This window comes from Haloferula sargassicola (genome assembly GCF_040362925.1).
GTDB classification, from domain to species: Bacteria; Verrucomicrobiota; Verrucomicrobiia; order Verrucomicrobiales; family Akkermansiaceae; genus Haloferula; species Haloferula sargassicola.
In genome coordinates, this window is the sequence record NZ_BAABRI010000029.1 from 1 (window position 1) to 13,749 (window position 13,749).

The window sequence follows — 13,749 nt, forward strand, 5'->3', positions numbered from 1 at the left end:
GCGTTCGGCTTGGGTCAGTTTGATTCGGTGGATTTTGGCAGGCACCTCGCCGAGTGTACAAAACCCGGGAAAAGTACAATTTCAAAAACGCCGGTGTGTGTCATATTAAATTTTATGGACTACTAGGTCCTGATTTTGTTGATGATCGTTCTCATCAGAAGCGAGCGCGGTTCAGCCCGTGACCTTCAGAAGACCCCCCAAAACATGGCTCCGGTTCGTTCGTTTCCCCCCACGACGGAAGAACCGGAGCCTGGAGGGAGAAACTCGTAGCACGTGCCTCGACCTCTGGGTACCTGTTCTCCGCTCGGAGAAGGTTCCGTCCCTCGCGAATGCGTGCCCCCGAAAGGCGTGTGCTGCATGGCGTAATTGCACTCCGGCCGAGTTTGTTGAGGATCGGTTTCGCCACTGAACGCTGGGTGTGTGGGCAACAGTGGCCCGGAGATCCCCGTCCGGATCTCGGTTCCCTTCCATTCGCCCTCAAGGGTGGGTGGGGACCGGGAAACCTCCACTGGTACGCCAGAAGGGGTGCCCTACTTCCCCCAGAAGCTTGGGCACCCCTCGCGGATTCTAAGAACGGCGCCGCTTACGGCACCCTAAGCAATGGGATCACCCCCCCAGGTAATTCCCACAGCAGGCTCCTCGAATCCACGACCTTGGAACGGCGAGCGAACCCGCCGTTTCCTCGATAATTTACCAATCGGAGATTTCAACTGGAGTTTCACGACTTCGCCCTGCGGATTCTACGCAGCAAGAGATTACACCCTCCAATTGCAGGGGTTGCGGAGTTGCAGAACAGCGACAATCACACGCCGAGCACGAGAAGCTCACGCCTGAAACCGTCGTCCCGCGCCGGTGAAAGTGTAGGCTGGGTCTCTGTGAGCTTGATGTTCCCCCGATACGGCCTCGGTCCTCTTTCCTCAATTGAGAGCGCCGAGGCCCTCTTTCGTTTCAGCGAAGACCCAGCCGTCTCTCGTTGTAGAGGAAGGCAACCCTCGATTTGTAGCCGAGAGACTCCGCCGCAGTGGTCAGCTCCTTGAGGAGCGGCTTGAGAGCGCCGCCGATTTCTGGAGTCCATTCCTCTGTGGCGTGGAGGGAGCAGAACTGCCGCAGCGCGAGGCTGGCTTCGACTGCCCGATCAAGTGCGGCCTGCTGTTCAGCAAAGGCCTCATCAATGGTCTTCACGATGGCGGATGCTGGCTGGTTCAAATCCACAAGGCAAACAGAACTGAAGGGAGAGCGGCTCGTTGTCTCGCAATCGGACGACATCGGAGGGGCTTTGCTGCTGGTAAGGGGAAGGTTCTGTGCGGCAATTCGAGGAGGTTGGGAAAGGTTTACTTGCCGTCAGGACGGGTCTCTGAGTGAAGCCGAAGGATGGCCGATAGGCCAAGTGAGGCCAGCCAACTGGAAACGGCGAATCCGCTACAGATCACGAGGGCGGCGCAGATCCAGTCATGAGCTTCCCCCTGAGTGCCCTCGCGCCAAATGGTGACGGCGGAAACGATCGTTCCGCCCGTTGCTCCCACCGCGAGGCAGTCGAAGAACTTCACGATCCGACTTCGGATCGGTATCGTTAGGGTTCGCATTCGGCGGTTCCGATCAGCGCTGTCGTCGGATTGGCGGATCATGACAATCGGCTTCAATCGCGACCGTCGAATGGGCAATTTCGAGAAGTTGAGAAAGCTCGGGAAAAGCCGTATGAGGGTGCCGCGATGGTGCCCGTCGTCTCGGTTTGAGAAATTCGCCAGAAATGGGTAAGGACCGGGCCATCTACAGGAACTGTCGGGTGCCCCGTGATTGGGCCTCTGTTTTGGGTGACGCCATCAGCGGCCGTGACCCAAGTATTTCACCACGGCTTCAGTACGGGTTCTGACGTGAAGTTTCTGATAAATGTTGTGCAGGTGGGTCCGGACCGTCTCGATGGTGATCGATAGTTCCCAAGCGATCTCCTTGTAGAGGAATCCTTTGACCAGGAGATTGAGAATCTCCGTTTCGCGGGGAGTCAGTGTGATTGGCTCCTGATTCTCGGCGGGCTCTTTCTGAAAGTGCTGGACCACCTTGCGGGCGATGGCCCCGGACATCGGGGACCCTCCAGCTGCGAGATCATCGAGAGCAGGGAGCAACTTGGTGGGGATGTCGCGTTTCAACAGGTATCCCGATGCGCCGGCAGCGAGCGCCTCGAAAATGCGGTCGTTGTTGTCGTAGACCGTCACCATCATGACCTGGACCTGAGGATGCAGTGCGATTAGTTTCCCGACGCACTCAATGCCGGACATCCCAGGCAGCTGAATATCCATGAGCACGACCGAAGGTGGCGAGGTTCCCAGAACTTCCAAGGCCGTCGTGGCATCGGAAAAGGCGGCGACCAAATTCCAGCGCTGGGAGCACTCGATGATATCGACGAGGCTTTCCCTGAGGGTTTCATCGTCCTCCACGATGGCTACGGTTTGCGGATTTGGCGGGATCTCGGTCATGGGGCGACGGTGATTCAAGGAAGCGGGCAGCGAATATGGATGGTGGTTCCGCCGGCAGGGTAGGATTCGATCTCGGTGACGCCGCCGAGCTCCCGCAGGCGCGACTCGATGTTGTGAAGTCCGTTGCCGCGGCTTGTGGAGGGATGCTCAAAGCCCCGACCGTCGTCGCGGATTTCGATGAGGAGCTGGTTGTTCTCGGTCGAAACCCTCATCGTCGCCTGGCAGCGGCCCGCGTGTTTGAGGATGTTGTGGAATGCCTCCCTCACGGCCATGGAGATGTGGTGACGAAGGTCGGAGTTGAGGGTTCGACGGGGAAGGGACGAGGGGATGTCCAAGCGGTAGCGGACCTCACTTTCGTGGAAGACGTCCTGGGCATGCCGGGTGAGCTGGAGGGCGAGGCCGTCCAGGTCGTCGTGAGCTGGATCGACGGCCCACACCAGCTCGTCCATGGCAACGACGAGTTCACGGGCGGCGGTGGCCATCTTTTCGAGCTGGTGGCGGGCTTTGGTGGCGTCCTTGTCGAGATACTGGTTGGCCAGCGAGGCGGTGACGTTGAGGACCGAGATGCGCGTGCCGAGGTCGTCGTGCATGTCCCGTGCGATCCGGGTCCGATCACGCTCGACGGCGGTTTGAAGGGCGAACTCGCGGAGTCGCCGGCGGTTTCTACGAGCCCGATGACGGATGATGGCGATGGCGACCAGCGAGACCCCGAGGGCGGTGGCCACTGGGACGAACCAAGCTCGTTGCCAGAAGTGGGGCTCGACGAAGAGGGGCATCGAGAGGCTGGCTGATGCGGGGATGTCATCGTCGGTGATGCCGACGGCGCGGAATTGATAGCTTCCGGCGGGGACATTGAGAAACGTGGCCCTCTGCTGATTGCCGGGGATGATGTTGTAGGCCTCCCGCCAGGAGACGACCAAGGCTCGTCCTCCGACGAAATCCGGGTCGAGGCTCTGGATCGCGGTCCATTTTCCGGAACGGGACTGGTCCCCGTCGAGGAGGCAAAGAAGCATTGACGGGTTGCCTTTCGCGACGAGCGCGATGGCAGGTTCCTCGCCGCCCCGCTGCCACCCGGTGGGTGCTCGCATCGGGGCGAGGACGTTGACCCCTTCTTCGAAGCCGCCGTTTGTCCACAAGGGCTTGTCGGGTTGATCCGGGCGTACCAGATGGAGGTCGTCTAGCGCGAGGCTGCCGCTGGTGTCCGGTGCACCGGAGCTGAGTGTGACCTTCAGAAAGCGGGTCTTTTCCGGTGCAAAAAGAGGCGCCTGGCGGTCGGTGAGGTTGGAGTCGCTAATACCGGTTCCCCAGCCGAGGCTGTTTCCGGTCATGTTGAACTGTGCCTGGGAAATCGCCTTGCGCTGCTCGTCGAGAAACTCAAAGCCCAGGCTCATCCCCAGGGTGCTTTCCTGCCAGTGCTCGTCAAATCCCTCAAGTTGGCAGCGAAGCTGAGCCTGGCGGTGTCGGGCCCCTGAAATCACACCAATGTCGAAGTCGAGGCGGTGGAGGCCGGGCTTCAATCTGAGAAGGGCTCCGTCCCGTCCATCCCGATCGATGGCTTCTCCGTCGACATTGACCCCTGTGAGCTGAAGCTTGAATCGATCCGGCTCGGTCGAGTTCCCCCCTTCCGCAAAGGACGCTTCGGGGGGCCTGCGGTCCCGTTCGGGCACGAAAAGGAAATCGGTCGGATGACGGGCAACGGAACTGAGACGAACCTCATCAATCAGCCCCGGGAAGGGTTCGGCCTCGGCATTGCAGGGGGTGGAGTTGCGGGCTTCATTGCCGATGGCGAAGTCGGCGAGCGTGGGCGGAAGGTTGCGGGTCAGCATCCCCGAGCCGATCTGCTGAGCGGAATTGGCGCCGCTGCCGATGCGCGTCCAGAACAACTGGAGGGCCCCCGGTATGCCGGGTCTTCCGGTGTAGCGGACAGCCACATGGAACCAGTCGCGGGTATTGATTGCGTGAGGCCCCTGAGTGGGAATCGAGGCCAGGGCTCCTCCCGCGGAGCCGCTCTCTGGGAGAGGAACGAACGAGAGGAAACCCTCGCGCTCGACCCGGAAGCTGAAGACCCGGTCATCGGACTCACCGTCCATGGTGAGGATGTCGAGGGCGATCGCCGGCGACTCGGCGGGAAGCAGATCGAACTTGAGCAGCGCCTCATAGGTGAAGGCACCGGTGTCACCCTGAAAGCGGAAGCCGGCCGGCGCGTTGTCGGACTTATCACCCGCGAGGGTAGGGGCAGCAGTGAGGACGGCTCCGGCGAGTGAAGACTGTCCGGGTGTTCCTGAGACATGATGATGAAAGGAAACGGAGTGCCCAAGTCCCAGGCAGGCCGCCTGGCTTGGCCTGGCACCATTGTGAAGTCCCAATAGCGGAGTTCCGCCCGCCGCCACATCCCGAAACGGGGGCTTGGCTTCATCGAGGTGCCATAGGTGGAGCGTGTGGGCGTCCGGCTGATACGGAGTGAGTAGGCTTTCCGCCATCGCGATCCCTTGGATCAGGAAAAGCAAGAAGCAGAGGGGGAGTGACATCGGGGAGAGGGAAGCAGGTTTTCAGGCCGGCGACGACCCCAAGACTTTCGGACCGACAGAGGAACGGGACACCCGGCAATCCAGGTGTCCCGCCCTCACTGAAAGGCGTGAAGAATCTCTCGTCAGTGGCGAGAGCGGCGGAAGATAGCGAGCAGGCCGAAGCTACCGAGCAGGATCATCGAGGGTTCCGGAACGACGCTGATGGTGAGGTTGTCGACAAGGTTCGGGTTGCCGCCCCTGCCCTCGAATTCGAGGTGGACTTGCGAGCCGTCGTCGAAGTCCCAAGCGAAGGTGGAAACCGGGCTCGAGAGGGTCTCCGCACCTCCAACCATGACGGACTGCAGTGTCAGGGTCCCTCCATTGTCGAGACTGGCGTAGGCGACGGAGATGGAAATGGGGATGCTCCCGGTGGCACTGTGGGCGGCCGTCAGCGTGGTGGCGACGCCGTTGTCAAAATACTCCACGTCTCCATTGAGCTTCACCAACACGCCCAGATCGGTGGTGGAGTGATTGACCCGCACGTCGGGTTCGAGGCTGGTGTCATCGTCGGTTCCGAAGCTGAAGCTGGTCCAATCGCCAGGATCGGCGGCGGACGCGTTCCAATCCCAGGTGACCGTCATCAAGCCGGAGCTGCCGAAGGCTGCGAGAGCGGAGCTGAAATCGTAGCGGCTGCCTGCGTTGGCTTCGTCGTGGAAGCGGGCGCGTGAGTTCGACGGGAGGCCAAGCTGTCCGCTGATGATATCAAGGGTCTGCTTGGACGAGCGAAGTTCGATGTTAGTGGCGAGCAGGCCGCCTTGCGTGCTGTTCTGGGATCCAGCGTCATCAATGTTGGTGGTGTCGCTCCGGTCGAAGGTATCGGAGAAGAGCACCACGGCGCCTGCCGTCTGGGAGAGGGCCGACAGGGCGACGAGGGAACTCAGGAATAGGTGGTTTTTTTTCATGGTAGCGGATTTTCGGGAGGAAGGCAGGGCCCGGTCTTCGGGACTGCCATGATCGGGAATCATCCTGCCATGCGTGCCCGCCGGTCAAGGTCGCGTGGTCCATCTCACACCTAAAGGGGATGCACCCGGGGCCCGCAGTTCATGGGAGTTCCACGCTGGCACGGTAGAAGGCGCGGGGTGAGGCCGGCGAACTGTCGATGAGAATCAAGCCACCGTTCCTCGCCGGAACCGGTGGCGAATCCACCGGGAACCAGGACAAGTCGAGGAGGTCGGTGGATCGCTCCAGCGTGTATCGGCGGCCCTCCTTGGCGGCAATGCGCACCACAAATGAACCGTGGGGACCGAACCATTCGAAGCTGCCCATTGCGAAGCGATCGCTTCCGTCGAGCGGGTCGGTGTTGGCGATGAATTCCTCTTCATTGGAGGCTCCATCGTGGTCGGGATCGAGGAGGGCATCGGAGACTGAAGGAGTTTGTGCCGCATTGCCAAACATCGCGTCCTTCCAATTTTCCCGTAGCAGGCTTTCCTCAGGGCTCGCCGTTTCGCTCAACCAAATGGCGTGCCTTCCCGGTGCCACATTCTCGAGGACGAGCCAGCCGTCCTTGATGGGTGCCTGGGTGACAATGCCATCGACCAGCAGGATGGGTTCGGCGAGGCCTTTCGTGGGAATCATCACGGTGGCCGTCATGTTTCCCGGAAGGGTCGTCATGAGGCGGAACTCGTGTGACGCGTTCTCCACGGAGATCTCCACCGATCCGCGGATCGTGGGGACCGTCCCCGAGACGCGGGTGAGTCCGAGGGTTCCATCGCCCGTGCCCAGCTGTGGCTTGATCAAGGCAGTGCCGAATCCGGGGGAAAGGGGGGTCAGGCCGAGGATGTAGCGGGGAATGATGTTCGCCGGCGCAGCACCCCAGGCGTGGTTCCAGTCCTGGTTCGACTTGTAGTTGTTGCCCCATGCTTCCATGGCGATCGTCGACCCCTTCTCCAGCATGTTCCACCAATGCCGGTCGTAGGTGGAGGAATGGTCCTTCAGGAGGCCGATGGCGTGGTCCGAGGCCCCTGATTGAAAAAGAGCTTCGAGGAGATACTGACTGGCGTAGACGCTGCATGGCATCCGCTTCGACTTGAGGAAATCCACTACAGCCTGGCGGTCGGGCGGCTCTATCCCTAGCGCGAGGGGGAAAAAATTCGCGTGAGCGGAGGTATGCGAGGTTGCGATGCCGTCCTTGAAAATCGGACCACTTTGAAACGCCCCGAAACTGCTCTCGAGCTGGTCTGCCCGGGCACTGAAGGTGGCTTGGTCGGCCGCCTTGCCGAGCGCCGCGGCGATATCAGCGAGGATTCTCCAGGATTTGTAGTAGAACGCGTTGACGACCGTGTTTTCCGGAGTGAAGACGTAACCGTCGCGTTCCGTGTTCGGCCAGTCGACGATGTTGTCCCTTGAGTGGGACAGAATACCGTCGGCGCGGGTTTGCGGGAGGTACTGCGAGACCTGATCGACGAGCGCGTCGTAGTTGGCGGCGAGCGCTTCGAGATTTCCGGTGTATTGGTAGTCCGCCCATGCCATCAGTGGGAAATGCAACTTCCACTCGGTCGGCCAGGTCGAATGGTCGAGGAGCCACTCGTAGGAATAGCGTGCGGTGGCGAACTCACGGTCCACGGCGTAGTGCCCGAGTTGGTTGATGTAGGCATCCGCCTCGTAAGGAAGGCGCTCGCGGTCTCCATCGACGTAGATTCCCGCGAAGCTGGTCGCCTTCATCGAGTAGCGGCACATTTCCCAGACCGCATCCAGGGTGGCATCGGACGACGAGAAGCTCGCCGCATCCTCGTCGAAGGGGACATGCATCAGATGCTGCCGGACATCTTCCGCCGTGATGCCGGTGGGGCAGCCGGACAGCTCGACATATCGAAACGGAACCACGACCCCGCCGGCCCAAACGTCGACCCGGATTCCGTCGCCGCTGACGTCCGGGCTTCGGATGTCATAGGTCACGTCTCCGTTCTGCAGCGTCAGAGTTTCTCGGGCCTCGTCGGGATTCGTGGTGCTGCCGCCGGCGCTGACGACTGTGTTGCCGACCGCATGTTCGCTGAACCTTGCGGTGACCGGAACTCCGGCGAAGTTACCGTTGAAGCGAACGCTTAGATAGCCGAACCCGGCACGACCGAAGTCGATGAAGAACCGGCCTCCTCCATGGTCGATCACCAACTTCGGAACCACTGTGGTCTCGAAGGCAGGCTGGTATCGTCCGGCCCAGTTGTAGCCGGTGGAGTCGTTCGCCGACGCCCTGTAGAGGGTTCGGGAACCGGTTTGGGGAGGCGACGATTCGATCGTGAAGTTCTGGATCGGTGACCAGGCACCCGCGACGTCATCAGTGCCCCACGTCCGGACGCGCCACGAATAACGGGCTCCACGGGACAGGGCGAGCCCGTCGTAGGCGACGTTCACGGATTCCTCCCCGAGAACCTTGCCGCTGTCCCAAACGTCTCCGTTCCGCAAGCCCGCCATCACCGGGGTCGAGGAAACGAGGATCTGATAGGCGGTCTGGAACTCACCGCGATGAGCTGGATGGAAGATCCACGTGAACTCCGGCCGGAGGTCGGGAATCGTCGTCCGGTGGGGAAGGGCAAGGAGATCGACCATCTGACCGCTCGGCCGGAGGGGATCCACGGCCCCGCCCGGAGCGTCGGCAGGGTCGTTGGGATCGGAGCCCGCCGCCTGTTCGGTAGCATTGTCGAAGCCGTCGCCATCCGGATCGGCGTCCGCCATCGAGCCGGCTTCGCCGAAGTGACGTCGCTCCCAGTCGTCGGACAGGCCGTCGGAATCCATGTCTAGCGGCACCGAACTCGCGCTGTCCGGATAGCTGCCGGCAGAGTACTCGGCGGCGTTGCTGAATCCGTCCTCATCGAAGTCGCCCGTGCCGTCCTGCTCCAGGTCGCCGAAATGCCGGGCTTCCCAGGCATCCGCCAAGCCGTCCGCGTCGGCATCGAGCGGATCGTTGTAAGTGGTCGGGTCGGTGCCGAGTTCGTACTCGTGGAGGTTGCTGAAGCCGTCGTGATCGGGATCGCCGTCGGGCCCCTCCTGGAAGATGCTTTCAAAATAGGTGGTTTCCCAGGCATCGGGGAGCCGGTCCTCGTCGAGATCGGAAGGGTCGTTGGCCGAGGTGGGGTCGGTGCCGATCCGGAACTCCTGAAGATTGCTCAGGGTGTCACCGTCGAAGTCGTCGTCGGGCATCACATCGAGGATCGTCACCAACGCGTCATCGGGATCGGCGTCGATGATCTGCTGCTCCAGATCGTCGGGGAGGCCGTCATGGTCGTCGTCGTTGGGTAGCCCGAAATGGAAATCGGTCGCCGATTTAGGCCCTTCGCTGATGATGACCTCATCGATCCTGCCGGAGAGACCTTCCGACGATCCGCCGGTGGCGCGCAGTTCGTTTCCGATCGCGAAGTCACCGCCTCCGTTCGTGAGATCGGCCGTCATCGAGAAGCTGCCGATCAGGTTGGCTTCGATCGCCTCGACGTCGAGGCGCGTCCAGTAGATGCGCAGGTTGTCCGTCTTATTCTCATCGCCTGAGTAGCTGACGGCCACGTGATACCAGGCGCCCGCCACGAAGGAGTGGGAACCACTCACCGGGAGGTCGGCATTGTGTTCGCCCCCTCCGCCGCTGATCGCATGGAAGCGGAGTCTCGTGCCGTTTTCGGAGAGGACGAACTGGAAGGGTCGGTCGTTGTCCTCGTCGTCCATGCTGACGATCTCCCGCTGGGCTCCGGTGACCGAGTCGAAGTTTACCAAGGCCTCGATGGTCCAGCCCTGCGTTCCGTGGTTCGGGCCGAGCAGGTTTGCCACGGGCATGTCTTCCGGTCCTCCGGAGAGCCCGTCATTCGACCCGGGAAGAGAGACGCAGGTGCCGAAGCCCGGAGGGCCGGTGGTTCCGCCAGAAGGGCTTCCGATGGGCGAGAGGGGAAGCGGGGAGCCGGTTCCCGAGTCGGCGTAGGGCGGTGTAATCTCGTCGAAATGCCACTGGTGCAGTGTGCTGCCGGCAGCGTAGGAGGCCACCGCCGCTATCAGCGGGAGCGCGAGGATGGTGTGGACGAGATGAGTGGGTTGATGCATGGACGGACTCGAAAGATTGTCGGTGCCTATGCACGCGGGGGCCGGGAATCGCGATGGGTTTCGATGATCTGGCACGAAAAGGGGGGCATGGAAAACCCCGACGGTGCTCCCGTCGGGGTGGAGTCACGGTGGGTTTGAGGGTTTCAGCGAGTGACCTTGAGACGCCAGAATGCCTTTCCGGAGTCTTCGATGGCGGGTGTGATCAGGTAAGTGCGCACTTCAGTGGTCCCGTGGTTGACCGGCGTGCCGACGGGCGTCGCGGAGGCATCGCCAGCGAATCCCAGGTCAAGCGTGGCTTCCAGTTCGACGGTCAGCCCCTTCAGGTCGGCGGGAATCTCGACCTCGACGACTCGGTAGGATTTCGCGGAGTCGAGCGATAGCTCGTAGCTCGCATTGAGGGAAGCTCCGGACTGGACGCTGCCGTGGGAAACAGGGGTGGGCGTCACGCCGCCGCTGCCGGGAGAGGTATCGAAGAGGAATTCCACCAGGTTCGGATAGCCATCGTGGTCAGGATCGTCGGCTTCTCCCCGCTGGTCGGCGGGTAGAGACGCGACGAAGTCGGCGAAGGGGTCGCCCGAACCGACAAAGAAGAAGCCATCCGCACCGCGATCGATGCCGCTGATCCGGACTTCATCGATGATGCCGGCAAAGCCGTCGCTGGTGCCGCCCAGATCACGGCCTTCGTTCCCGATCACGAAATCCGGTGTGAGGGCGGGATCGATGTCTTCCCCGAGCTGTCCGGTGCCGAGAACGCTGGCTTCGGTGCGGGAGGGATCGAGGAGGGTCCAGTAAAGCGTGACATTGTCGGCGGCGCCCTCGGCACCATTGTAGGCGACGGCCACATGATACCAGCTTCCCTGGACCGCCGCATCCGGGGCACCTGCACCGGGAAGCGGTGATTTGACTCGATAGACATCGGTGCCCACGCCATTGAGGCTGAGGGAGATGAACTCGAGCTCGGCCATGTCTCCACCGCCGTGCTCGCCGTTTCCAACGGGGAGAATGCGGAACTGGAAGGTTCGATCGGTGGCGTTGGTTTCGCCGTCGCCGGAGATGATCTGCATGGGAGCCACGCTATCCGGAGTGGCGGCCGGATCGAAATCGAGCCGGACGATTGCTTCGAAGGTGAAGGCTCCTTCCGCCCCGGTAAGGATCATGGGGGTGTTGTCGGCGGCCCCATTGGCGAGGGGTAGCGCGGAGAGGCGACCAGCGTTGCCGTTTTCGAAGGTGCGATTCGCATGGAAACCGGTGCCAAAACCGGCTAGAGAGGGTGCCCAGAGGTAGCCGCCTCCATCAAGGGAAGTCATGGCGACCGGATCGCTGCCGACATCGGCGGCCGGTGGGGTAAGCTCGTCGAGGTGCCAGAGGTGGAGGGTGTCGGCGTCGACAGTGTAGGGTTGGATGGGCTCGTTCTGGTCCGGTGTCCCGTTGCCGTCGATATCTCCTGGAACCGAATTGCCATCGGTTGGGTCGGAGCCGGCGTTCTGCTCTGCCAGATGGTCGAAGGCATCGCCATCGGTGTTGCCGCCGGCGTCTTCATCGAGGTCGCCGAAATAAAAGTTCTCGAAAGTATCGAAGAGGCCGTCGTTGTCGGTGTCGAAATGATTCAACGTGGGATCCGAGCCAGCGGTCTCTTCCTGCTCGTTGGTCAGGCCGTCGTTGTCGGGATCTCCCGTGCCGTCTTGAAGCGCCAACTCGGCGGGGGTCGCCCTCCCGTCACCGTCTCCGAAATAGAGGTCTTCCCAGATGTCGGAAAGGGCGTCCAGGTCGTCGTCTTTTTCGAGAGTCAGAACGAGCTGCTGCACGGTGGTCTCGCTGTCCTTGGTGGCTTCAACCCTGACGTAGTAGGGAGTGCCGTCAAAAGGGTCGAGACCGGCAGCCGTGAAGTCGGCGTTCACCAGCAGTTCGTTGCCGGAGATGGCGAACAGTTCGTTGTCGAAATCGCCTTCGCCCGCCACGAGCGAATAGGCCGCGTTGGTCGGCGTGCCGGAAAGCTCCGAGGAAAAAGTCCCGATCGGGGATCCTGACGGTGTCCCCGATTGAAAGGTGGTCGTATCGAGGGAGAAGAACAGTTGGGGAATGTCGGTGACTCGAAAGGCATCGATGGAGCCCAGATATCCGACGTCCCGCACGTCGGCGAAAATGCCAACATAGGTGGCAGCATTGGGAGCTGCGGGCGTGCGCGTTGCGAGCACCGTCCTTGCACCGTCCACGTAGTAGCCGCACTCGAAGGTGTTCGAATCGGTGCGGGCGACGAAGAGCGTCTCATACGAGGTGCCGGTCCCGGTCGCGGCCACCGGATACTCGGTCGTCCCGTCGAATCCGCGGCTCGAGATGACGCCGGTGTTCCGGGCATAGACCGTGACGTAGTCACGTCGGATACCGGTACTGGGAGCCGTGCCGCCGACGTAGACGCCCAGATCTTGTGAGGCCCCCGAATGCGAGAGATCGATTTGGGCTTCCTGTCCGATGGCGAGCCCCAGGCCGTCACGAATGAAGGCCCACTGCTCGATGCCGTCGTAGGAACTCGTGTTCAGTTCGAGGGCTTCGCCGAAGATCTCCCAATTGCTGGTATTACTGCTGCCACCGTTGGCATCAAGTATGACCGTGCCGGTGTAGGGAGCCAGGTCACCGGAGAAGTCGTCGAGAAGGGTTGTTTCCGCCCGCAGGCTCCCGATGACAGAGAGTACGGTGAGCGAAGCTATGGTGCTCGATTTCATGGGTTTCAAGATTTGAGCCTTCATCTCAAACGTCATCACCAAGCCGAGGCAACCCTCCTTGCAGTCCCTCCCCCAAAAAGGGGAAGCTGTCACACCTGTGCCGTAGCCGGGCAATCCGGAAACGACGGAGGGAGGTCGTCGTTATTGGGTCGCCTCGCTCTAGGACAGGCGCGGATTTCCTTCGCCCGACCGCGAAGGCCCGGCACGGTCGGCCCGCCATGGAAAAGAATGGTGACTTCATCCGGATCCTCAAGTCAGCAGGGGAAAGTGGCGGCCTGCCGTCCGTCCGAGGACCTGCTGACCTTGGTCTATGACGAGCTTCGCCGCCTCGCTACGGCGAGGTTGAGGGGCGAGGCGGGTGGGGCCACGTGCAGGTCACTGCGCTCCAAAAGACTGGGCTCCGAATCTCGGGCAAGGGGGCGACCGGACGTGGAAAGATCCGGCGCGCTTTTTCGGGTCGCCGAGCTGGAGATGAGGCGGGTATGGGTCGAGAACTCGCCCAGGAATTTCCGGGTTGAAGTGCGGGGCCAATCCGAAGCGGGTCGACCTGAAGAATCAATGAACTGGCTGAAGCAGAGTCCGACGACCGGATCATGCTTCTGAAAACTACCAGTCCAGAATCAGAAAACATACATCGCCTCAATCTGGGCGGAGCAGTAAAAACTATCCCCAAACCTCTTTCATGAGGAGCAGGGCACAAGTCGGGCTTCCCAAAGCATTGAAACATCACAGTCGATTTCTCCCAGCGGATGCACAGGCGCCGGTAGTTCTGGAGCCAGCCGATGGTGCGCTCCACCGTCCAGCGGCGCTTGTAGAGTCGCAGCTTGCGGCCGTCCTGGGTCTTGTTCTCGGGTTGGCGGAAGGAGCGGTGCGGGGAGATCATGTCGATGCCGAGTTCGTCCATCCGGGGCCGGAGCCGAACGAAGCGTGGGGAAGTGGTGAAGCCGACGTGCCGCCCAGTTTAAATGAGTAGAA

6 protein-coding genes and 1 pseudogene are annotated in these 13,749 nt (G+C 61.6%); all 7 read right to left on the bottom strand.

The features are described 5' to 3' along the window. Positions 1-948: 948 nt before the first annotated feature. Entirely contained in the window at positions 949-1,182 is a 234-nt protein-coding gene (locus ABXH26_RS18960) for a hypothetical protein (protein WP_353568680.1), read from the bottom strand. A 638-nt stretch (positions 1,183-1,820) separates the two neighbouring features. Continuing rightward, on the bottom strand, positions 1,821-2,471 hold the full coding sequence (locus ABXH26_RS18965) for a response regulator transcription factor (protein ID WP_353568681.1): 651 nt from the start codon (positions 2,469-2,471) through the stop codon (positions 1,821-1,823). A gap of 14 nt (positions 2,472-2,485) precedes the next feature. Further along, complete coding sequence (locus tag ABXH26_RS18970; RefSeq protein ID WP_353568682.1) at positions 2,486-4,999, bottom strand: histidine kinase; 2,514 nt, start codon at positions 4,997-4,999, stop codon at positions 2,486-2,488. A gap of 122 nt (positions 5,000-5,121) precedes the next feature. Beyond that, entirely contained in the window at positions 5,122-5,940 is an 819-nt protein-coding gene (locus ABXH26_RS18975; RefSeq protein WP_353568683.1) for a PEP-CTERM sorting domain-containing protein, read from the bottom strand. Between the two features lie 139 nt (positions 5,941-6,079). Beyond that, complete coding sequence (locus ABXH26_RS18980; RefSeq protein WP_353568684.1) at positions 6,080-10,054, bottom strand: alpha-L-rhamnosidase-related protein; 3,975 nt, start codon at positions 10,052-10,054, stop codon at positions 6,080-6,082. A 143-nt stretch (positions 10,055-10,197) separates the two neighbouring features. Further along, positions 10,198-12,774, bottom strand: a complete 2,577-nt coding sequence (locus tag ABXH26_RS18985; RefSeq protein WP_353568685.1) for a hypothetical protein — start codon at positions 12,772-12,774, stop codon at positions 10,198-10,200. A 739-nt stretch (positions 12,775-13,513) separates the two neighbouring features. Then, a pseudogene (locus tag ABXH26_RS18990) lies at positions 13,514-13,678 on the bottom strand (transposase); the annotation flags it as partial. Between the last annotated feature and the right edge of the window lie 71 nt (positions 13,679-13,749).

Bases quoted from the DNA above. Each gene is read 5' to 3' on its own strand.
- ABXH26_RS18965 (WP_353568681.1), bottom strand. From the start codon at position 2,471: ATGACCGAGATCCCGCCAAATCCGCAAACCGTAGCCATCGTGGAGGAC.
- ABXH26_RS18970 (WP_353568682.1), bottom strand. From the start codon at position 4,999: ATGTCACTCCCCCTCTGCTTCTTGCTTTTCCTGATCCAAGGGATCGCG.
- ABXH26_RS18975 (WP_353568683.1), bottom strand. From the start codon at position 5,940: ATGAAAAAAAACCACCTATTCCTGAGTTCCCTCGTCGCCCTGTCGGCC.
- ABXH26_RS18980 (WP_353568684.1), bottom strand. From the start codon at position 10,054: ATGCATCAACCCACTCATCTCGTCCACACCATCCTCGCGCTCCCGCTG.
- ABXH26_RS18985 (WP_353568685.1), bottom strand. From the start codon at position 12,774: ATGAAATCGAGCACCATAGCTTCGCTCACCGTACTCTCTGTCATCGGG.